Consider the following 19,018-nt stretch of genomic DNA (forward strand, 5'->3'; position numbering starts at 1 on the left):
ACGACCGGGCGAAGGGCCCGTGCCGGGTGGGCGGCCAGGCCCTAACGCGGCTCGGAGGCCGGGGCCGACACCGTGCGCAGCGGCACCGAGGCGCGCAGCCGGAAGCCCCGCCCGCGCTCCCCCGACCCGGTCTCCAGCCGCCCGCCGACCAGCGCCAGCCGCTCCTCCAGACCGGACAGGCCGTTGCCCGGATGGGACTTGCCCGGCCCGCGCCCGTTGTCGGTGACCTCCAGGACGGCGTAGTGCTCGCCGCCCGCCTCCCAGCTCTCGTCCGCCGTGACCGTGCAGACGGTGGCGTCCTCGCCGTGCCGGACGACGTTGGTCACGGCCTCGCGCAGCGCCCAGGCCAGCGCGCCCCGCTCCTCGTCGGACAGCGCCGGCCAGGCGTCCACCAGCTCCGGCGCGGCCTCCAGCCGGACCTGGGCGGCGGCCAGCGCGGTCCGGGCGGCGGCCAGTTCGACCGGCAGGGTCGGGCGGCGGAAGCCGGTGACCGCCTCCCGGACGTCGATCAGCGACTGCCGGGCGACCTGTTCGATGTCGGCGACCTGCGCCCGCGCGGCCTCGTCCTTGCCGGCGTCCATGAACCGTCCGGCCAGCTCGCTCTTCAGGGTGATCAGCGACAGCGAGTGCCCGAGCAGGTCGTGCAGGTCGCGGGCCAGCCGCAGCCGCTCCTCCGAGGCGGCCAGGTGCGCGACCGCGGCCCGGGCCTCGCGCAGCTCCTTCATGGTGGCGACCAGCCGCTGCAGGCCGGTCATCGCGACGCCGGAGAGGAAGGCGCTGAGCGCGAAGGTGGAGACGTTGTCGACATCGGCTCCGATGCCCACGCCGACGACGGCGGTGAGCGCGGCCATGGCGACCAGCGCGCGCAGCCCGTAGCGGGCCGGGGTGATGATCGCGACGCACACCGAGGCGTAGATGAACAGCGTCAGGAACGCGTCACCGAGCCCGACGGAGGCGGCGATCGCGAGCCCGACCATCGTCGTGACGATCGCCAGGCAGGCCCGCGGCCGCATCCCGGCCTGCGAGCGGAAGATCACCAGCAGCACGTACGCGACCATGAACGCGGCCAGGCAGCACCAGCCGAGCACCGTCCCGGTCGTGCTGTGGCCGCCGCGCAGCAGGTCCCCGGCCGGGTAGGCCAGGTAGAGCATCCACAGCATCATCCAGGCGACCTTGACCAGCAGCTGCCGCCTGGTCTCCACCGGGGAACCGGGGACGTTCATGAAGGACGTGCGCGCCACGCCCACCTCCGGCGATTCGTCGGGGCGGTGGGCCTGGCGCGCGTCACTCATGTCGATCATCATGCCTGGCGGGTGTCGCGGCGGTACAGCGCGGCGGCGGCGGCCGCGAACACCACCAGGAAGCCGGCCAGACCGGCGACGGCGACGGTGTCCAGGGAGTGCCCGGGCTGGATGAAGGCGGCCAGCTTGTTGTACAGGAACACCGGGTTGAACCGGGCGAACTTCTCCAGCGAGCCGCTCACCGGGAACCAGGTGCCGCCGAGCAGCGCCATCGCCATGTAGGTGATCATCACGATCGGCTGCACCGCGTCCGGCGCCGCCGCGTACCCGAGTGCCACCCCGAGCGCGGCGAAGACGAAGCTGCCCAGCCAGAGCGCGGCCGCCAGCGCGATCCACTGCGCCGCGCCCAGCGAGACGCCCTGGCTCGCGCCGACCGCGAAGACCACCAGGATCGCCGGCAGCGTGGTGACCGCGGTCGCCGCGATCTTGCCGACGGTGTACGCCCGGCCGGGCAGCGCGGTCAGCCTCAGCTGGCGCACCCAGCCGCTCTTGCGCTCCAGCGAGATCCGCTGCGCGTTGCCGGTCAGCACCGCGCCGACCGCGCCGAAGGTGGCCATCGAGACCATGAAGTACGTCTTCACCGACAGGCCGCCGGCCAGCTGGGTGGAGCCGTAGGCGTTGATGAAGAAGAAGTACATCAGCGCCGGGTAGGCGATGGTGAAGAGCAGGTAGCGCCGGTTGCGGAGGGTCCGCAGGATCTCCAGCCTGATCAGGGTGGTCATCGCACGCTCTCCTTCTCGGTGCTCCCGGTGTCGGCGCCCCGGGCGCCGTCCTCGCGGTCCAGTTCCCCGGTGATGGTCAGGAAGGCCTGTTCCAGGCCCACGCCGGTGACCTCCAGCCCGCGCGGGTACAGGCCCGCCCGGTAGGCCCCGGCCACGGTGGCGTCGGCGTCCGCGGTGCGGATCCGCACCGTCCGCACCCCGGGGACCCTCGCGGTGACGTCCAGCGACTGCACGCCCGGCAGGGCGCGCAGCACGGACTCGTCGAACCCGCCGTCCGTGTCGTGGAGTTCGAAGGCGATCCGGCGGGCGCCGGCCCTGGCCTTGATCTCCGCCGAGCTGCCGTCGGCGATCAGCCGGCCCCGGTGGAGCACCAGGACGCGGTCGGCGATCGAGTCGGCCTCCTCCAGGTAGTGGGTGGCGAACAGCACCGTGCGCCCGGCGTCGGCCTGGGCGCGCATGCTCGCCCAGAACGACTGCCGCACGCTGACGTCCATGCCGGTGGTGGGCTCGTCCAGCACGATCAGGTCGTTGTCGCCGGCGATGGCCAGGGCGAAGCGGACCCGCTGCTCCTGGCCGCCGGACAGCTTGTCGACCCGCCGTTCCGCCAGCTCCGTGATCCCGGCGTCGGTCAGCACCCCCGTGACCGACCGACCGCGCGGGTGCACGTCGCAGGCGAGCCGGACCAGCTCGCGCACCTTGACGTCGGACATCAGCCCACCGCTCTGCAGCATCGCGCCGACCCGGCCGGCCTCGATCGCCGCCCGCGGGGCGCCGCCGAACAGGGTCACGCTGCCCCGGTCGGGCTCGCGCAGGCCGAGCAGCAGGTCCAGACTGGTGGACTTCCCTGCGCCGTTCGGCCCGAGCAGGGCGACGGTCTCGCCCGGCCTCAGCACGAGGTCCAGTCCGTCCACGGCGCGCACCCGCCCGTAGCTCTTGCCGACGCCGCGGAAGGCGGCCACCTCGGTACCCATCGCCCCGCTCCTCTCCCCTGATGGTCTTCACGTCCGGTGCTGTTCGCACCACCTCAGAGTCCCGCGCGGGCGGGTGGCGGCGGCAGTGTCCGCCGTCGTGCCTTCGGCATGACGGATGTCATGCCGGCGGCCGGTACCCCCGTCAGGGGCACCGGCCGCGGAAGGCGCTGGTCAGCGGGGTGTCACAGGCCCAGCGAGCGCTTCACGAAGTCGACCTGGAGCAGCAGCAGGTTCTCCGCGACCTCCTCCTGCGGGGTCATGTGGGTGACGCCGGACAGCGGAAGCACGGTGTGCGGGCGCCCGGCGGCGAGCAGCGCCGAGGACAGCCGCAGGGTGTGCGCGGCCACCACGTTGTCGTCCGCCAGCCCGTGGATGATCATCAGCGGGCGCTCCAGGCCGGCCGCGTACCCGCTCAGCGAGTTGGCGGCGTACACCTCGGGCCGCTCGGCCGGGTCGCCCAGGTAGCGCTCGGTGTAGTGGGTGTCGTACAGCTCCCAGTCGGTCACCGGCGCCCCGGCCACCGCCGCGTGGAAGACATCCGGACGGCGCAGCACGGCGAGCGCGGAGAGGTAGCCGCCGTACGACCAGCCGCGGATGGCGACCCGGTCGAGGTCCAGCGGGAACTCCCCGGCGAGCGCCCGCAGCGCGTCCGCCTGGTCGTCCAGGGTGGCCCCGGCGAAGTCGAAGGCGATCGACTTCTCCCAGGCCGGCCCGCGCCCGGGGGTGCCGCGGCCGTCGGCGACGACCACCGCGAACCCCTGGTCGGCGAACCACTGCGACTGGAGGTGCGGGTTGTGCGCCTGGTAGACGCGCTGGCCGCCGGGGCCGCCGTACGGGTCCATCAGGACGGGCAGCAGGCCGTCCCGCTCGCGGTCGTAGCCGGTGGGCAGGAAGACGGCAGCGGGGATGCGGCGCTCGCCGGCGAAGCGGAAGACCGGACGGGCGGTGATGACCGGGGTCTCGGCGTGGGAGGCGATGGTGGCGACGTCGTCGACCGCCACGCCCTCGGGCAGGTCCCGGGCGACCTGGACGAGCGTGCCGGGCAGGTCGGGCTCGGCGGTGGCCCGGACGGTGATGCCGCCGCCGTGCACCGCGCTGGTGACGGAGGTGAACGGCCGCCCGTTGGCGGACTCCCAGCCCAGCCGCTTGCCGTCGTGGCTGATCCGGCCGACGGCGATCCAGCCCGGCTCGGGGTCGGTCTCGCCGACGCCGCCGGAGGCGCTGAAGAACACCTCCTCCTCGGTGACCGCGACGACCGAGCGGACGTGCAGGTCGGCGCCGGTCACGGTGCGGTCGCCGATCACCAGCGCCCGCATCCCTCCCTCGTCGGAGATCCGGACCAGCTTGCCGTCCGGGGTCCAGGCCGGCGCGCCCGCGAACAGCTCCAGCCAGGCGCCGTCCTTCTCCTCGTGCAGCACCTCGGTGGTGCCGGTGGCGACGTCCAGGCCGAGGATCCGCTGGTGGCGCTGGTCGCGGGACTGGACCTGGAGCAGCGGGACGCCGCCCTTCGACCAGTGCACCCGGCCCAGGTAGGGGAACGCGGCGCGGTCCCAGGCCACCTCGGTGCGCCCGCCGTGCAGGTCGAGCAGCCAGAGTCCGACCTCGGCGTTGGCGCTGCCGGCCGCCGGGTAGGCGACCTCGGCGGGCTCGCGGTCCGGGTTCGCCGGGTCGGCGATCCACCAGCGGCGCACCGGGCTGTCGTCGGCGCGCTCGACCAGCAGCCGGTCGCTCTCCGGGGACCACCAGAAGCCGCGGTTGCGGTCCATCTCCTCCTGCGCGATGAACTCGGCCTGGCCCCAGGTGACGTTCGGGCCGTCCGGTTCGGCGAGCACCCGGTCGCCGCTGCCGTCGGCGCGGGTCAGCCGCAGCTCGCCGGCGGTGTTGGCGTACGCGACGTGGGTGCCGTCCGGGGACGGCCGCGGGTCCAACAGCGGCCCCTCGGCGGGCAGTTCGGTGGTGGCGCCGGTGGCCAGGTCGGCGGTGAACAGGCGGCCGGAGAGGGCGAAGGCGGCCAGGGTGCCGGCCGCGTCCAGGGCGTAGCCGACGATGCCGGCCGAGCCCTCGCGGCTGCGCTCGCGGCGGGCCTTCTCGGCCGGCGAGAGGTCCTCCTCGCCGCCGCCGAGCAGCGCGGCCGGGTCGGCGGCGATCCGCTCCTCGCCGGTGGCGGTGTCGAGGGTCCAGAGCAGGTTGGCCCGGTCGCGGCCGGAGGGCGAGCGGAGGAAGACGACCCGCGAGCCGTCCGGCGCGACGGAGAAGGAGCGGGGCGCGCCGACGGTGTAGCGCAGGGTCCGCGCGTACTGCCGGGGAAAGGTGTCGGCAGAGGTGTGGGAGGTCATGGCACCAGACCTTATGACGCCGAGCCACCGCACCCGGACGTGTGCTGATCACTCGTTCGGAGCATCGTCACCAAGTACGCCCCAAAGAGGTCCAAACCGCCTCCGACCGGCCTATGCGCCCCTCGGATGCCGCGATGCCCCGGCGCACGTGGACTCACCGAGGGTAATGACCCCCTCACTCATCGGGTATGACTTGTCCGGCGAGTGATCGTCGGGCCCGTCCCGGACCGCGGTCGCCCGCAGCCCCCAGTCCCGCACCGTCCCTCGCCGCCCTCCCCGGGGGCGGCGTGCCCGAGAAGGGGTGTGAGCCGACATGGCCATGAACATCTCCGCCGCCGTGCTGATGCTGGTCATCGTGGTGATCCTGATCCGCCGGTCCGGCCTGAAGCTGGCGCACGCGATCGTCTGCGCGCTGCTCGGCTTCTACCTGGCCTCCAGCTCGATCGCCCCGTCGATCAGCCAGGTCACCAGCAACCTCGCCGGGATGATCAACGGCCTGAAGCTCTGACCCCGCCGCGGCGGCCGTAGGCTTCCTCCCATGACCGCGACTACCGGCCGCCGCCTCCTCCTGGTCCACGCGCACCCCGACGACGAGTCGATCGGCAACGGCGCCACCATGGCCCGGTACGCCTCCGAGGGCGCCCGGGTCACGCTGGTGACCTGCACCCTCGGCGAGGGCGGCGAGGTGATCCCCCCGGAGCTGGCCCACCTGACGGCCGATCGGGAGGACACCCTCGGCGCGTACCGGATCGGCGAGCTGACCGAGGCGATGCGCGCCCTCGGCGTGGCCGACTTCCGCTTCCTCGGCGGCCCGGGGCGCTACCGCGACTCCGGGATGATGGGTGTGCCCGAGAACGACGTGCCCGGCTGCTTCTGGCGGGCGGACGTCGAGGAGGCGGCCGGCCACCTGGTCGCGGTGATCCGCGAGGAGCGCCCGCAGGTGCTGGTCACGTACGACCCGGACGGCGGCTACGGGCACCCGGACCACATCCAGGCGCACCGGGTCGCGACGCGCGCGTACGAGCTGGCCGCCGACCCGGCGCACCGGCCGGAGCTGGGCCCGGCCTGGCGGATCGCCAAGGTGTACTGGAACCGGATGCCCCGCTCGGTGATCGAGGCCGGGCTCGCCGAGGCCGCCGTCAAGGCGTCCTTCCCGGGCGTCGCGCAGCCCGCCGACGTCCCCGGCGTGGTCGACGACGAGCTGGTCACCACCGTGCTGGACGGCTCCGCGTACGCGGGGCGCAAGGCCGCCGCGATGGCCGCCCACGCCACCCAGATCACCGTGGACGGCGCGTTCTTCGCGCTCTCCAACGACCTCGCCCAGCCGCTGTTCGCCACCGAGTACTACCAGTTGGTGCACGGCCAGGCCGGGCCGGGCGAGCCGGAGGACGACCTGTTCGCCGGCCTCGGGCCGGACGCCGCGCACGCCGAGGAGGGCACCCGATGAGCAAGCCCGCCGCCGGGCCGGCCCGCCGCCCGCTCGCCGCCGCCGTCCTCGGCACCCGCGAGGAGCGGCTGGCCGAGTCCCAGCCCCCGCGCATCGCCCGGATCGTGGCCTATGTCCTGTTCTTCCTGCTGGGCGTCGCGGTGTCGGTCTGCGGATCCTTTGTGCAGGCCCTGTGGCCACCGGTGGGGGTCCTGCTGGCGCTCGCCGCGACCGCCGCGACCTTCTACGCCGGCCTGCGGGTCACCGGCACCCGGCTCGGCGCGGGCGCGCCCGCGGCCGGCTGGTTCCTGGCGATGCTGCTGCTGATCGTGCCCCGTCCCGAGGGCGACAACGTGCTGTGGTCCAACGCCACCTCGCTGGCCTGGCTGTTCGCCGGCTCGGTGCTGGGCGTGATCTGCGCCACCCTGCCCACCCGCGCCAGCTGGTTCCCCGGAGTGCCCGGCCCCCCGCGCTGACCCCGGTCGTGCACGGCGTACCGTACCGCGTACGACGCGCAGTCAGGAGCGAACGGCCTTACTCTCATACCGGAGGAACCGGACGTATCAGGATCTGTCCGAAGCCGTTCGCCGCTCTGTTCTTCCCAGTATGGTGGTCCCGCAGAACGCCGTACCCGACCGCCGCCCGCCCCAGTCAAGGCCCGGCGACCACGAACCGCGGTCGCGCCGCACGGCCCGCCCGCGAACCCGGAGCAGAGCAGCATTGAGCAGCCGCGAATCTGACAACGCCCACCCGACGCCCCGGCGCACGGGTCCGGACGCCTACCCGTCGGGCACGCCGCCCTACGGCACACCGGCGGGGCTCCCCGGCGGCGACCGGGCCGACGCGGGACCGGGCGCCGCGTCGGGCGGCGAGGACGACGGTCCGAAGACCGAGACCACCCTGACCACCCGGGTCCGGATCAACATCCCCGGCTCGCGCCCGATCCCGCCGGTCGTCGTCCGCAGCACCGTCAAGAACGAGGACGGCCCGGGCGATGACGCCCCGGCCGCCGCCCCGGACGCCCCGCGGCACCGCTCCGCGCCGGCCTCGCCCGTGCTCGGTGTGATGGAGGACGGCGGCCACCAGGCCTCCCCGCCGAACCTGCCGCCGGAGTGGCAGATCCCGCCGATCCCGCCGGCCACCTCCGAGTCGGAGTCCACCGGCGCCTGGTTCCGGCCGCGGCAGAAGAAGGCCCCGGTCGCGGAGCCCGCCCCGGCCGCCGTGCCGGCCGGTGCCGCGACGCAGGCCCCGGCCGCGCCCGCCACCGCCGAACCGCGCCCGCAGGGTGCCCGTCCGGCGGCCCGTGGGGGCGGCGCCCCGAACGGCCGTCCGGTGCCCGCCCAGGGCAAGCAGCAGGCCGCGACCGCGCCCGCCGCGCCGTTCCACGCCGAGGCCCCGGTGGAGGAGCCCGGCGTGTACGAGCCCGCCGACCCCTTCGCTCCGGTCGCCGACCCGTTCGCCCCGGTCGCCGACCCGTTCGGCACCTCCGTCCCCGACGCCGACGCGCAGAACGGCCTCCCCCAGCGCAACCGCGGGAAGCGGGGCGGGCAGCAGGCCGGTGGCCGGCCGCAGTCCGGCCCGCAGAACGGCTTCCGGGCGAACGGCCACCCGGCCGCCGCGCCGCACCCGCAGGCCGGGCCGGGCGCCGAGCCGAGCCCGGAGGACACCTCGGTCGACGGCTTCGCGCCGATCCGCGACAACACCCCGCCGCCCGCCCCGATACCCGGTCTGCCCCTGAACGGCGCCCCGCTCGGCGCCGACGGCGGTCCGCAGCCGGGCCTGTTCGCCTCGGCCCCGACCGGCACCGACCCGTTCGCCGCCCAGCGCCCGGCCGCTCCCGGCCAGGACGCGGCCACCCCGGCGGGCCCCGGCGCCCTCTTCCCGGGCGCGCCCGGTGCCGCCCCGCAGCCCGGCGGCGACCCCGAGGCCACCGCGCTCACCCCGCTGCCGGCCCCGGCCCCCGGCCCGAGGCCCGAGGGCGCCAAGAACGCCAAGGGGGGCAAGACCCCCAAGGGCGACAAGGGCCCCAAGGGTGCCAAGGGCGACAAGGCCGCCCCGGCCCCTGCTCCGGCCCCCACCCCGGCGCCCGCTCCGGCCCCCGCCCCCGCGAAGGCCGAGCCGGCCGCCCCCGCCAAGGCCAAGCGCGGCGGAGCCGGCAAGAAGCTGGTCAAGCTGGGCGTCTACGGCGTCACCGCGGTGCTCTTCCTCGGCGCCGCCGCCTACGGCACCGGCCTGATGCTCAACCAGTCGGACGTCCCCAAGGGCACCGTGGTGCTCGGCGCCGAGATCGGCGGCAGCAGCCGTGACCAGGCGATCCACCAGCTGGACGAGTCCGTCGGCAAGGCCGGCCAGCAGCCGCTCAAGCTGAAGATCGGCGACCAGACCGTGGACCTCGACCCGGCGGTCGCCGGGCTGAGCTTCGACACCACCGCCACCGTGGACGGCCTGGCCCAGCACAGCTACAACCCGGTCGACGTCATCAAGTCGCTCAAGGGCGGCACCAAGGCCGTCGCCCCGGAGGTCAAGGTCGACCGGGCCAAGCTCAAGGCCGCCCTCGACTCCCTCGCGGCCGGCTCCGGCCAGGGCCTCCAGGAGGGCTACGTCAAGTTCGGCGACGTCAACGGCGAGCCGATCGTCGTGCCCGGCCGGGCCGGCCAGGCGGTGGACTCGGCGAGCGCCCTGGACGCGATCGAGGAGGCCTACCGCGGCCGCGCCGACGGCAAGCCCGACCAGCCGATCGCCCTGGCCGTCACAGCCGCCCAGCCGAAGATCTCCACCCAGGCCCTCCAGGCCGCCGCCGACAGCCTCGGCAAGCAGGTGGCCTCCGGCAAGGTGCACGTCACGGCCGGCGCCAAGACCTGGGACTTCGGCCCGAAGACCGCCGCCAAGGCGCTCACCCTCGTCCCGGACGCCTCCGGCAAGATCGTGCCCAAGTGGGACCTCGACGCGCTCACCGGCCAGCTGGGCACCGCGTTCGACAAGGTGAAGGTCAAGAAGAACGGCCAGCTCGCCGCGATCACCCCGCAGGACGTCGCGGACGGCATCACCTCGGTGTTCGACAAGACCGGCGACAAGGACCGCACCTTCAAGTTCGCGGTCTGACACGTTCACGGTCGGAACCCGTCGCGGTCGGAACCCGTCGCGGTCGGAACCCGTCGCGGTCGGACGCCGTAGCGGCCGGACGCCGTGGCGTCCGACGAACCCGCGCCCCGAGGGGCGGGCCCCATCCGGGCCCGCCCCTCGACAACGCCCCTCCCGGTCAGCAAGATGTGACGCCACACCATCCGCCACATCCACCCCGGGGAGCACGCCGATGCGCCGCCGCCTCCAGCACCACGGGACGGCCCTGCTCGCCGGTCTCACCGCCCTCACGCTCTCGCTGGCACTCTGCTCGTGCACCTCGGGCCAGGACGACACCGCCGCCGACGCCCTGCCGTCCGCCCTCGCCTCGCCCAAGCTGACCTCGATCGACATCAACCCCCACGACCGGGCCCAGCTGCGCCAGGGCGGCACCCTCAACCTGGCGGCCGCCCAGTTCTCCCGCCAGTGGTCGCCGATCCACGCCGACGGCAGCGACTCCTCGACCGTCATGGTCAGCAAGCCGCTGCTGCCGACCTTCTTCCGCTCGGACGCGGCCGGCACCCAGACCCCCAACCCCGCCTACCTTCAGGAGGCGCACGCCGAGTTCAGGGACGGCCGGCAGGTGGTCACCTGGACGCTCAACCCGAAGGCCCACTGGTCCGACGGCACCCCGATCACCTGGCGCGACATCGAGGCCAACTGGCGCGCCCTGAACGGGAAGGACCCGGCCTACAAGTCCTCCAGCAGCACCGGTTTCGAGCTGGTCTCCGCGGTCGAGCGCGGCAAGGACGACTACCAGGCCGTGATGACCTTCGACCGCCCGTTCTCCGAGTGGCAGTCGATGTTCAACAGCGCCGGCAACGCCCCGCTGCTGCCCGCGAGCCGGATCTCCACCCCGGAGCTCTTCAACACCTCCTACCTGGACGGGTTCCCGGTCACCGCCGGCCCGTTCAAGGTCGAGCAGCTGGACCGCGCCGCCCAGACCGTCACCCTGGTCGCCGATCCCGCCTGGTGGGGCGACAAGCCCATGCTGGACCGGATCGTCTTCCACGCGATGCTGCCCGACGCGATGGCCGCCACCTTCGCCAAGGGCGGGATCGACCTCGTCAACATCGGCCCGGACGTGGCCGGTTACCAGGCCGTCAAGAACACCAGGGGCGCCGTGGTGCGCCGCGCCGGCGGGCCCGACTTCCGCCAGCTCACCCTGAACGCCCGCACCCCCGCGCTCAGCGACGCGACCGTCCGTCAGGCCGTCTTCCAGGCGATCAACCGGGACGTGGTGATCCGCTCCGACCTCAGCGGCCTGGACTGGCCGGCCGTCCCCCTCAACAACCACCTGCTGGTCACCAACCAGAACGGCTACCGCGACAACTCCCTCGGCCTGGCCCGCTACGACCCCGCCGAGGCCGCCCGCAAGCTGGACTCCGCGGGCTGGAAGCCGGACGGCGACGTACGGAAGAAGGACGGCCGGGAGCTGAACCTGCGGATGGTCGTCCCGGCCGGCGTCACCCCGGCCCAGGCCGAGGCCGCCAACACCACCAGGATGCTCAAGGACGTCGGCATCAAGGTCACCACGGTGACCGCCCCCGCCAACGAGTTCTTCGAGAAGTACGTCAACCGCAACGACTTCGACATCGCCGCCTACTCGCTGATCGGCACCCCCTTCCCGGCCAGCGGCAACCGCGCCAACTTCGTCCAGAGCGGCGGCACCAACCACGTCGGCGCGGGCAGCCCGGCGGTGGACGCCGCGCTCGACCGGGCCGCCGCCGCGAGCGACGCCGCCACCGCCTCCGAGGCGATCAACCAGGCCGACGGCGAGCTCTGGAAGGTGGCCGGCGTCCTGCCGCTCTACCAGCGCCCGCAGCTGTTCGGGGCCCGCGCCGACCTCGCCAACATCGGCGCGCCGGGCCTGTCCGACATCGTCTGGGAGAACGTCGGCTTCGTGAAGTAGCCGCCCGCCGGCGCGGGGCGGGTCCGGGGCGGGCCTCAGCCGTGCAGCGTCTCGCGCCAGTAGTGGCAGGCGCTGCGCCGGCCCGCCAACTCCGTCCCGTGCTCGCCGGTGACCGGTGTCAGCGGCGGGAGTTCGGTACGGCAGCGGTCCTGGGCGCGGTTGCAGCGCGGGTTGAACGCGCAGCCCTCCGGGAGGCTCAGCAGGCTCGGCGGCAGCCCCTTGATGGCGTGCAGGTCCTGGCCCTTCTGGTCCAGCCGGGGGATCGAGTCCAGCAGTCCCCTGGTGTACGGGTGCGCGGGCCGCGCGTACAGCTCGTGCACCGGGGCGGTCTCCACGATCCTCCCCGCGTACATCACGGCGATCTTGTCCGCGACGTCCGCGACCACGCCCAGGTCGTGGGTGATCAGGATCAGCCCCATGTTGAACTCGGCCTGCAGTTCCGCCAGCAGGTCCATCACCTGCGCCTGCACCGTCACGTCCAGGGCCGTGGTGGGCTCGTCCGCGATGATCAGGTCCGGCTCCAGGGCCAGCGCCATCGCGATCATGATCCGCTGCCGCATGCCGCCGGAGAACTGGTGCGGGAAGTCCCCGACGCGCTGCTTCGCGGCCGGGATGCGCACCCGCTCCATCAGCTCGACGGCCTTCTCCCGGGCCTCCCTGCGGGAGACGCCCCGGTGCGAGCGGAACATCTCGCCCAGCTGGTAGCCCACGCTGAGCACCGGGTTCAGCGCGGACAGCGCGTCCTGGAAGATCATCGCGATGTGCCGGCCCCGGATGGACCGCCGGGCATCGCCGCCCATGGTCAGCAGGTCCTCGCCGCGGAACAGGATCCGCCCCGAGGCGATCCGCCCCGGCGGCATGTCCAAAATGCCCATGATCGCCTGCGCCGTCACCGACTTGCCCGAACCGGACTCCCCCAGCACCGCCAGCGTCTCCCCCGCCGCGACGGAGTAGCTCACCCCGTTGACGGCCTTGGCGACGCCGTCCCGGGTGTGGAACTCCACGTGCAGGTCCTCGACCTCCAGCAGCGGCGTCCCGGGCTCCAGGCTCCCCCGACCGCCGCCGATCACCTCCACCGCGTCCATCTGCGCAGCCCTCCTCGGCGTCCCCGCGTCCACCGCCGGGCGCAGAGCAACTATCAAGGAACGGGCCGCACTTGGCGAGCCTGCGGCAGATCTCTTTTCCGTCACGGGAAAGGGCGCGCCCCCACCTGCGGGGACGCGCCCTGACATCGGACCCGGGTCAGCCGGAGCCCTGCCCGTCCGCCCCCGCCTCCGCCTGATCGGCCCCCCTCTCCGCCGCGAAGTGGCACGCCGAGTCGTGCCGCGCCGCCCCGTCCAGCCAGGACGGCGCGGCCAGCAGCGGCTCCTCGACCTCGCACCGCTGCTGCGCCTTCCAGCAGCGGGTGCGGAACCGGCAGCCGGACGGCGGGTTGGCCGGCGAGGGCACGTCGCCGGTGAGCACGATCCGGTCGCGCGTCTCCCGCGCCCTCGGGTCCGGCACCGGCACCGCCGAGAGCAGCGCCTGGGTGTACGGGTGCGTCGCGTGGTCGTAGATCTCCGCGTCGCTGCCGATCTCGACCATCTTCCCCAGGTACATCACCCCGACCCGGTCGGAGATGTGCCGGACGATCGAGAGGTCGTGCGCGATGAACATGTACGACAGGTTGAACTCGCCCTGCAGCTGCTCCAGCAGGTTGATCACCTGCGCCTGCACCGAGACGTCCAGGGCGGAGACCGGCTCGTCGCAGATGATGATCTCCGGCTTGAGCGCCAACCCCCGGGCGATGCCGATGCGTTGGCGCTGGCCGCCGGAGAACTGGTGCGGATAGCGGTTGATGTACTCGGGGTTGAGCCCGACCACGTCCAGCAGGTCCTGGACGGCCTTGCGGCGCTCGCCCCTGGGCGCCACCTCGGGGTGGATCTCGAACGGCTCGCCGATGATGTCGCCGACCGTCATGCGCGGGTTGAGCGAGGTGTACGGATCCTGGAACACCATCTGGATGTTCCGCCGGACGGCCCTCAGCCCCGCCCCGGACAGCCGGGAGATCTCCTCCCCCTTGTAGCGGACCGATCCCGAGGTGGCCGGCTCCAGGTTCATCAGCACCTTGGCCAGCGTGGACTTCCCGCAGCCGGACTCGCCGACGACGCCGAGCGTCTCGCCCTGCATCAGGTCGAAGCTGACCCCGTCGACCGCCTTCACCGCGCCGACCTGCTTCCTGAACAGGACGCCCCTGGTGAGCGGGAAGTGCTTGACCAGGTCCCGGACTTCGAGGATCGGCTCGCCGCGCGGCACCTCCTGCGCGAAGACGACCTCCTCCGGCAGCGCCGCGCCACCCAGCGCGCCGGCCCCGTCAGCGGTCGTGGTCATGGAGCGTCTCCTTCCAGAAGAAGCAGGCGCTGCCGCGCCCCTCCAGCGGCGTCCCGTCCTCCTCGGTGACCGGGAACAGCTCCGGCACCTCGACCCGGCAGACGTCCTGGGCGCGCGGGCACCGCGGGTTGAAGGCACAGCCCTTGGGGATGCGCAGCAGGTTGGGCGGCAACCCCTTGATGGCGTAGAGCTCCTGGCCCTTCTGGTCCAGCCGGGGGATCGAGTCCAGCAGTCCCCTGGTGTACGGGTGCGCGGGCCGCGCGTACAGCTCGTGCACCGGGGCGGTCTCCACGATCCGCCCCGCGTACATCACGGCGATCTTGTCCGCGACGTCCGCGACCACGCCCAGGTCGTGGGTGATCAGGATCAGCCCCATGTTGAACTCGGCCTGCAGCTCCGCCAGCAGGTCCATCACCTGCGCCTGCACCGTCACGTCCAGGGCCGTGGTGGGCTCGTCCGCGATGATCAGGTCCGGCTCCAGGGCCAACGCCATCGCGATCATGATCCGCTGCCGCATGCCGCCGGAGAACTGGTGCGGGTAGTCGTTCACCCGCTGCCGGGCGGCGGGGATGCGCACCCGCTCCATCAGCTCGACGGCCTTCTCCTTGGCCTCCTTGCGGGAGACCTTCCGGTGCGAGCGGAACATCTCGCCCAGCTGGTAGCCCACGCTGAGCACCGGGTTCAGCGCGGACAGCGCGTCCTGGAAGATCATCGCGATCTTCTGGCCGCGGATCCGCCGCCGCTCCTCCTTGCCCAGCTTGAGCATGTCCCGGCCCCGGTAGAGGATCTCGCCGCGCGGGATCCGGGCGGGCGGCATGTCCAGGATGCCCATGATCGCCTGCGCCGTCACCGACTTGCCCGAACCGGACTCCCCCAGCACCGCCAGCGTCTCCCCCGCCGCGACGGAGTAGTTGACGCCGTTCACCGCCCGGGCGACGCCGTCCCGGGTGACGAACTCGACGTGCAGGTCGCGGACGTCGAGCAGCGGCCCCTGGTACGGCGCCTCCTGCTCGCGCCCGGCGGTGTCCACCGCTGTACTCACGATGCGCTCCCCTCGCTCAGCGAAGCTTCGGATCGAGGGCGTCGCGCACCGCGTCGCCCAGCATGATGAAGGCCAGCACGGTGATCGAGAGCGCCGTGGCCGGGAAGAACAGCACGTACGGCGCGGTCCGGATCACCTTCTGGGCGGAGGCGATGTCGATGCCCCAGGAGATGGTCGGGTCCTGCAGACCGATGCCGAGGAAGCTCAGCGTCGCCTCGGTGGCGATGTAGCCGCCGAGGGCGATGGTCGCCACCACGATCACCGGGGCGATCGCGTTCGGCAGGATGTGCCGGAACATCAGCCGGCCCGTCCCGGCCCCGAGCGCCCGGCCGGCCACCACGTAGTCGGACTGCTTGACGGTCAGCACCGCCCCGCGCATGACGCGGGCGATCTGGGTCCAGCCGAGCACGCCCAGCGCGACGACCACGGTCCACACCGTGCGGGTGGCGAAGGCGTTCAGCAGCACCAGCGCGCCGAGCAGCAGCGGGATACCGAAGAAGATGTCGGTGATCCGGGAGAGCAGCGCGTCGATCCAGCCGCCGAAGTAGCCGGCCGCCATCCCGGTCAGCCCGCCGAGCAGGGTGACGGCGGCGGTCACGAAGATGCCGACGGTGATCGAGGCCCTGGCGCCGTACACCACCCGGGCGTAGATGGAGCGGCCCTGCGCGTCGTAGCCGAACCAGCCGGCCCCGAAGAAGTCGCTCCAGTCCGGCCGCCTGAGGTAGTTGTTCACCAGGTCGGCCGCGCGCGGGTCCGCGTCGGTGAACGCCCCGGGGAAGATCGCCATGATCACCAGCAGCAGGATCAGCAGCGCCGAGAGCAGGAAGATCGGCCGCCGGCGCAGGTCCCGCCAGGCGTCGCCCCACAGGCTGCGGGCCGCCTCGCGCTTCTCCACGTCGGGTTCGACTAAAGTCTCCTGCTCGACGGCCATGCCCTGCTCGCCCGCGTAGTCGAGGCGCACGACCCCCGGCTTGGGGTGCGGTTCGTACGACTCCTCGTCGTGGATGTCGGGCTCAGGCATAGCGGATCCTCGGGTCCAGGACCGCGTAGAGCAGGTCGACGAGCAGGCTGGCGACCAGGTAGACGATCACCAGGACGGTCACGATGCCGACCACGGTAGGGCCCTCCTTCTGGTTGATCGCCCGGTACAGGACGTTGCCGATGCCCTGCACGTTGAAGATGCCCTCGGTGACGATGGCCCCGCCCATCAGCGCGCCGAGGTCGGTGCCGAGGAAGGTGACCACCGGGATCAGCGAGTTGCGCAGCAGGTGGCGGGAGGTGATGGTGCGCCGGGGCAGGCCCTTGGCGACCGCGGTGCGCATGTAGTCGGCCCGCAGGTTCTCGCCGATCGACGTCCGGGTGAGCCGGGCGACGTACGCGAGCGAGAGCGAGCCCAGCACGATCGCCGGCAGGATCAGCTGGGTCAGGTCGTAGCTGTCCTGCACCGTCGGCGTGACCCAGCCCAGGTTGGTGGCGAACACCGTCTGCGCGATGTAGGCCAGCACGAAGACCGGGATCGAGATGACCACCAGGGTCAGGATCAGCACCAGGGTGTCCGGGATGCTGCCGCGCCGCAGTCCGGAGACCAGGCCCAGGGCGAGGCCCACGACCATCTCGAAGACGAACGCCATCAGGGCGAGCCGGATGGTGACCGGGAAGGCGTCCGCCATGATGTCGGTGACCGGACGGCCGGTGAAGCTGGTGCCGAAGTCCCCCTGGAAGAGGTTCCCCATGTAGTGCAGGTACTGCTTCCAGATCGGCTGGTCCAGGTAGTACGTGTGCTTGATGCTGGCGACCACGGCCGGGTCGGCGGCCTTCTCGCCGAACAGCGCCGCGACCGGGTCGCCCGGCAGCGTGTAGACCATCAGGAAGATCAGCAGCGTGGTGCCGAAGAACACCGGGATCATCTGCAGCACCCGCCGCAGCACGTAACTGCCCATCCGAGCCTCCTTCCTAGGTGTCCGAGCGGGTTCCGGCCGGGTTCCGACCGGGTGTCCGGCCGGCTGTCCGGTCGGGGTGCCCGGCCGACCGGGCCGGTCGGCCGAGAGACCGCGCCCCGCCCTCCGTGCGGGGAGGGCGGGGCCGGTGCGAGGAGTCGGGGCTCAGCCCTTGACCTCGACCTGGGTCCAGGCCGGGTTGCCGAAGGAGTCGAACTTCACGTTCTGCACCTTGGTCGAGTAGCCCGAGTTGGTGCGGTAGTACCAGAGCGGGATGGCCGGCATCCCGCTCGGCAGCACCGCTTCGGCCTGCTGGTAGCCGGTCACCGTGTCGGCGACGCTGGCGGCCTCGTCGGCCCGGGTGGCCGCCTCGTCGAACTGGGGGCTGCTGTAGCCGAAGTCGTTGGACGCGGCGCCGGTGCGGTACACGTCGGCCAGGAAGTTGGCGTTCAGCGGGTAGTCCTGCACCCAGCCGGTGCGGAAGGCGCCGTTGACGGTGTGCCCGGTGATCGCGGCCCGCGCGGTCTTGAAGTCGGGCTTCGGGTCGCCCAGGCAGTCGACCCCGGTGCTCTGCCGGATCGAGTTGCAGACCGCGTCGACCCACTCCTTGTGGCCGCCGTCCGCGTTGTAGGTGATCATCAGTTTGTTGCCGGGGACGCCGCCGCCATCCTGGATCAGCTGCTTGGCCTTGGCCGCGTCGAACGTGCAGAAGTCGCCGCAGGTACCGGACTTGTAGCCCTCGACGCCCTCGGCCACCCAGGCGGTGGCGGGCTTGCGGGAGCCCTGGAGCACCGTCTTGGTGATGGTGGCGCGGTCGATCGCCATCGACAGGCCCTGGCGCACCTTGGCCTTCTCCGGCGGGGCCCAGTCGGCCTGGTAGAGCGTGAAGCCGATGTTCTGGATGGCGCCCTGCGGCTCGTCCACCGCGCGGTCGCCGAGGTCGCTCTTGTACGTGGCCAGCGCGGACGGCGGCACCTGGTCCATCACGTCCAGGTTGTTGGACTGGAGGTCGGCGTAGGCGGCCTCGGACGTGGTGTACATCTTGAAGACGATGCCGCCGTTCTTCGGCTTGTCCACGCCCTGGTAGTCGGGGAAGGCCTTGGTCGTCACGTTGCTGTTGTGCGACCAGCTGACGAACTGGTACGGGCCGTTGCCCACCGGCTTCTGCCCGTACCCGGCCGGGTCGGAGTAGAAGCCCTCGGGCAGTGGCGAGAAGGCGATGTAGCCGAGCTTGTACTCGAAGTACGAGACCTTGTGGCTGAGCTTGGCGGTGAAGTGGAGGTCGTCGGTGACGGTCAGCCCGGACATCTTGTCCGAGGTGGGCTGGCCGGAGGCCGGGTGGACGTCCTCGTAGCCCTCGATGTCGGAGAACCAGGAGCTGTTGATCTGGTTGTTGGCGGGGTTGGCCCCCCAGTTCCAGGCGTCGACGAAGTTCCGGGCGTGCACCGGGGTGCCGTCGTGGAACTTCCAGCCGTCCTTCAGCGTGATCTCGAAGGTCTGCGAGTCACTGGTGTCGATCTTCTCGGCGACCTGCATCCGGATCTGGGCGTTGCCCGGGTCGTAGTCGACCAGCCCCTTGAAGAGGTTCTGGATGATGCGACCGCCGCCGACCTCGTTCGCGTTGGCGGGCTGCAACGGGTTCTGCGGCTCGTTGCTCTGGTAGCTGAAGGACTTGCTGGCGTCCGACGAGCCGCTGCCTCCTCCGCCGTCGTTGTTGCTGCACCCGGTGGCCACCAGGACCACGGACGTCGCGACGGCGAGGACCCAGCGAGCACGGGCGGCTACGGGCATGGAGGTTCCTCCTCAGGGTGTTGTCGCATCACACCCCATGAGAAGCGCGCCCCGGCGACGGCGCGAGTCAGGAGCACCCGGACGGGTGCG

The 19,018-nt window shown here is 72.6% G+C and carries 15 protein-coding genes; 5 read left to right on the top strand and 10 right to left on the bottom strand.

Annotated features, from left to right (window positions below; all coding sequences use genetic code 11):
• Positions 1-41: 41 nt before the first annotated feature.
• From ACGF13_RS14315 to ACGF13_RS14330, 4 genes are all read right to left on the bottom strand, one after another.
• Entirely contained in the window at positions 42-1,292 is a 1,251-nt protein-coding gene (locus tag ACGF13_RS14315) for a sensor histidine kinase (RefSeq protein ID WP_392873606.1), read from the bottom strand.
• 8 nt (positions 1,293-1,300) lie between these two features.
• Positions 1,301-2,023, bottom strand: coding sequence for an ABC transporter permease (locus tag ACGF13_RS14320; RefSeq protein WP_392873609.1), 723 nt, complete (start codon positions 2,021-2,023; stop codon positions 1,301-1,303).
• The gene (locus ACGF13_RS14325) at positions 2,020-2,994 is read right to left on the bottom strand and encodes an ABC transporter ATP-binding protein (protein WP_392873612.1); all 975 of its coding nucleotides are present in this window, start codon (positions 2,992-2,994) and stop codon (positions 2,020-2,022) included. The genes ACGF13_RS14320 and ACGF13_RS14325 overlap by 4 nt, the downstream gene beginning before the upstream one ends.
• A gap of 182 nt (positions 2,995-3,176) precedes the next feature.
• A complete protein-coding gene (locus ACGF13_RS14330) occupies positions 3,177-5,330 on the bottom strand; it encodes an alpha/beta fold hydrolase (protein ID WP_392873615.1) in 2,154 nt (717 codons plus the stop codon).
• A 313-nt stretch (positions 5,331-5,643) separates the two neighbouring features.
• On the opposite strand from ACGF13_RS14330, the gene ACGF13_RS14335 reads away from it, so the two are divergent.
• The 5 genes from ACGF13_RS14335 (at position 5,644) to ACGF13_RS14355 (ending at position 11,788) form a co-directional block, all read left to right on the top strand.
• A complete protein-coding gene (locus ACGF13_RS14335; protein WP_392873618.1) occupies positions 5,644-5,838 on the top strand; it encodes a DUF2304 domain-containing protein in 195 nt (64 codons plus the stop codon).
• 30 nt (positions 5,839-5,868) lie between these two features.
• Positions 5,869-6,777: an N-acetyl-1-D-myo-inositol-2-amino-2-deoxy-alpha-D-glucopyranoside deacetylase gene (gene mshB, locus ACGF13_RS14340; protein ID WP_392873621.1), complete on the top strand. Its 909-nt coding sequence runs from the start codon at positions 5,869-5,871 to the stop codon at positions 6,775-6,777.
• Positions 6,774-7,232, top strand: coding sequence for a DUF6113 family protein (locus ACGF13_RS14345; RefSeq protein WP_392873623.1), 459 nt, complete (start codon positions 6,774-6,776; stop codon positions 7,230-7,232). The genes mshB and ACGF13_RS14345 overlap by 4 nt, the downstream gene beginning before the upstream one ends.
• Before the next feature lie 244 nt (positions 7,233-7,476).
• On the top strand, positions 7,477-9,858 hold the full coding sequence (locus tag ACGF13_RS14350) for a peptidoglycan binding domain-containing protein (protein ID WP_392873626.1): 2,382 nt from the start codon (positions 7,477-7,479) through the stop codon (positions 9,856-9,858).
• A gap of 211 nt (positions 9,859-10,069) precedes the next feature.
• Positions 10,070-11,788 (top strand): ABC transporter family substrate-binding protein, encoded by a 1,719-nt coding sequence (locus tag ACGF13_RS14355; RefSeq protein ID WP_392873629.1) that lies wholly within the window; start codon positions 10,070-10,072, stop codon positions 11,786-11,788.
• A gap of 35 nt (positions 11,789-11,823) precedes the next feature.
• On the opposite strand, the gene ACGF13_RS14360 is transcribed toward ACGF13_RS14355, so the two are convergent.
• From ACGF13_RS14360 to ACGF13_RS14385, 6 genes are all read right to left on the bottom strand, one after another.
• On the bottom strand, positions 11,824-12,873 hold the full coding sequence (locus tag ACGF13_RS14360) for an ABC transporter ATP-binding protein (protein ID WP_392873632.1): 1,050 nt from the start codon (positions 12,871-12,873) through the stop codon (positions 11,824-11,826).
• 157 nt (positions 12,874-13,030) lie between these two features.
• Positions 13,031-14,158 carry an ABC transporter ATP-binding protein gene (locus tag ACGF13_RS14365; RefSeq protein WP_392873635.1) on the bottom strand — a complete coding sequence of 376 codons (1,128 nt, stop codon included), beginning with the start codon at positions 14,156-14,158 and terminating at the stop codon, positions 13,031-13,033.
• The gene (locus ACGF13_RS14370) at positions 14,142-15,200 is read right to left on the bottom strand and encodes an ABC transporter ATP-binding protein (protein WP_392873638.1); all 1,059 of its coding nucleotides are present in this window, start codon (positions 15,198-15,200) and stop codon (positions 14,142-14,144) included. The genes ACGF13_RS14365 and ACGF13_RS14370 overlap by 17 nt, the downstream gene beginning before the upstream one ends.
• 16 nt (positions 15,201-15,216) lie before the next feature.
• Complete coding sequence (locus ACGF13_RS14375) at positions 15,217-16,221, bottom strand: ABC transporter permease (RefSeq protein WP_392873641.1); 1,005 nt, start codon at positions 16,219-16,221, stop codon at positions 15,217-15,219.
• Entirely contained in the window at positions 16,214-17,140 is a 927-nt protein-coding gene (locus ACGF13_RS14380; protein WP_392873644.1) for an ABC transporter permease, read from the bottom strand. Before ACGF13_RS14380 ends, ACGF13_RS14375 begins: the two co-directional genes overlap by 8 nt.
• Before the next feature lie 162 nt (positions 17,141-17,302).
• Positions 17,303-18,928, bottom strand: coding sequence for an ABC transporter substrate-binding protein (locus ACGF13_RS14385; protein WP_392873646.1), 1,626 nt, complete (start codon positions 18,926-18,928; stop codon positions 17,303-17,305).
• Positions 18,929-19,018: the final 90 nt, after the last annotated feature.

This window comes from Kitasatospora sp. NPDC048286, assembly GCF_043201735.1.
GTDB lineage: Bacteria > Actinomycetota > Actinomycetes > Streptomycetales > Streptomycetaceae > Kitasatospora.

Bases quoted from the DNA above. Each gene is read 5' to 3' on its own strand.
- ACGF13_RS14335 (WP_392873618.1), top strand. From the start codon at position 5,644: ATGGCCATGAACATCTCCGCCGCCGTGCTGATGCTGGTCATCGTGGTG.
- ACGF13_RS14375 (WP_392873641.1), bottom strand. From the start codon at position 16,221: ATGCCTGAGCCCGACATCCACGACGAGGAGTCGTACGAACCGCACCCC.
- ACGF13_RS14360 (WP_392873632.1), bottom strand. From the start codon at position 12,873: ATGGACGCGGTGGAGGTGATCGGCGGCGGTCGGGGGAGCCTGGAGCCC.
- ACGF13_RS14385 (WP_392873646.1), bottom strand. From the start codon at position 18,928: ATGCCCGTAGCCGCCCGTGCTCGCTGGGTCCTCGCCGTCGCGACGTCC.
- ACGF13_RS14320 (WP_392873609.1), bottom strand. From the start codon at position 2,023: ATGACCACCCTGATCAGGCTGGAGATCCTGCGGACCCTCCGCAACCGG.
- ACGF13_RS14325 (WP_392873612.1), bottom strand. From the start codon at position 2,994: ATGGGTACCGAGGTGGCCGCCTTCCGCGGCGTCGGCAAGAGCTACGGG.
- ACGF13_RS14345 (WP_392873623.1), top strand. From the start codon at position 6,774: ATGAGCAAGCCCGCCGCCGGGCCGGCCCGCCGCCCGCTCGCCGCCGCC.
- ACGF13_RS14315 (WP_392873606.1), bottom strand. From the start codon at position 1,292: ATGAGTGACGCGCGCCAGGCCCACCGCCCCGACGAATCGCCGGAGGTG.
- ACGF13_RS14380 (WP_392873644.1), bottom strand. From the start codon at position 17,140: ATGGGCAGTTACGTGCTGCGGCGGGTGCTGCAGATGATCCCGGTGTTC.
- ACGF13_RS14355 (WP_392873629.1), top strand. From the start codon at position 10,070: ATGCGCCGCCGCCTCCAGCACCACGGGACGGCCCTGCTCGCCGGTCTC.
- ACGF13_RS14365 (WP_392873635.1), bottom strand. From the start codon at position 14,158: ATGACCACGACCGCTGACGGGGCCGGCGCGCTGGGTGGCGCGGCGCTG.
- mshB (WP_392873621.1), top strand. From the start codon at position 5,869: ATGACCGCGACTACCGGCCGCCGCCTCCTCCTGGTCCACGCGCACCCC.
- ACGF13_RS14330 (WP_392873615.1), bottom strand. From the start codon at position 5,330: ATGACCTCCCACACCTCTGCCGACACCTTTCCCCGGCAGTACGCGCGG.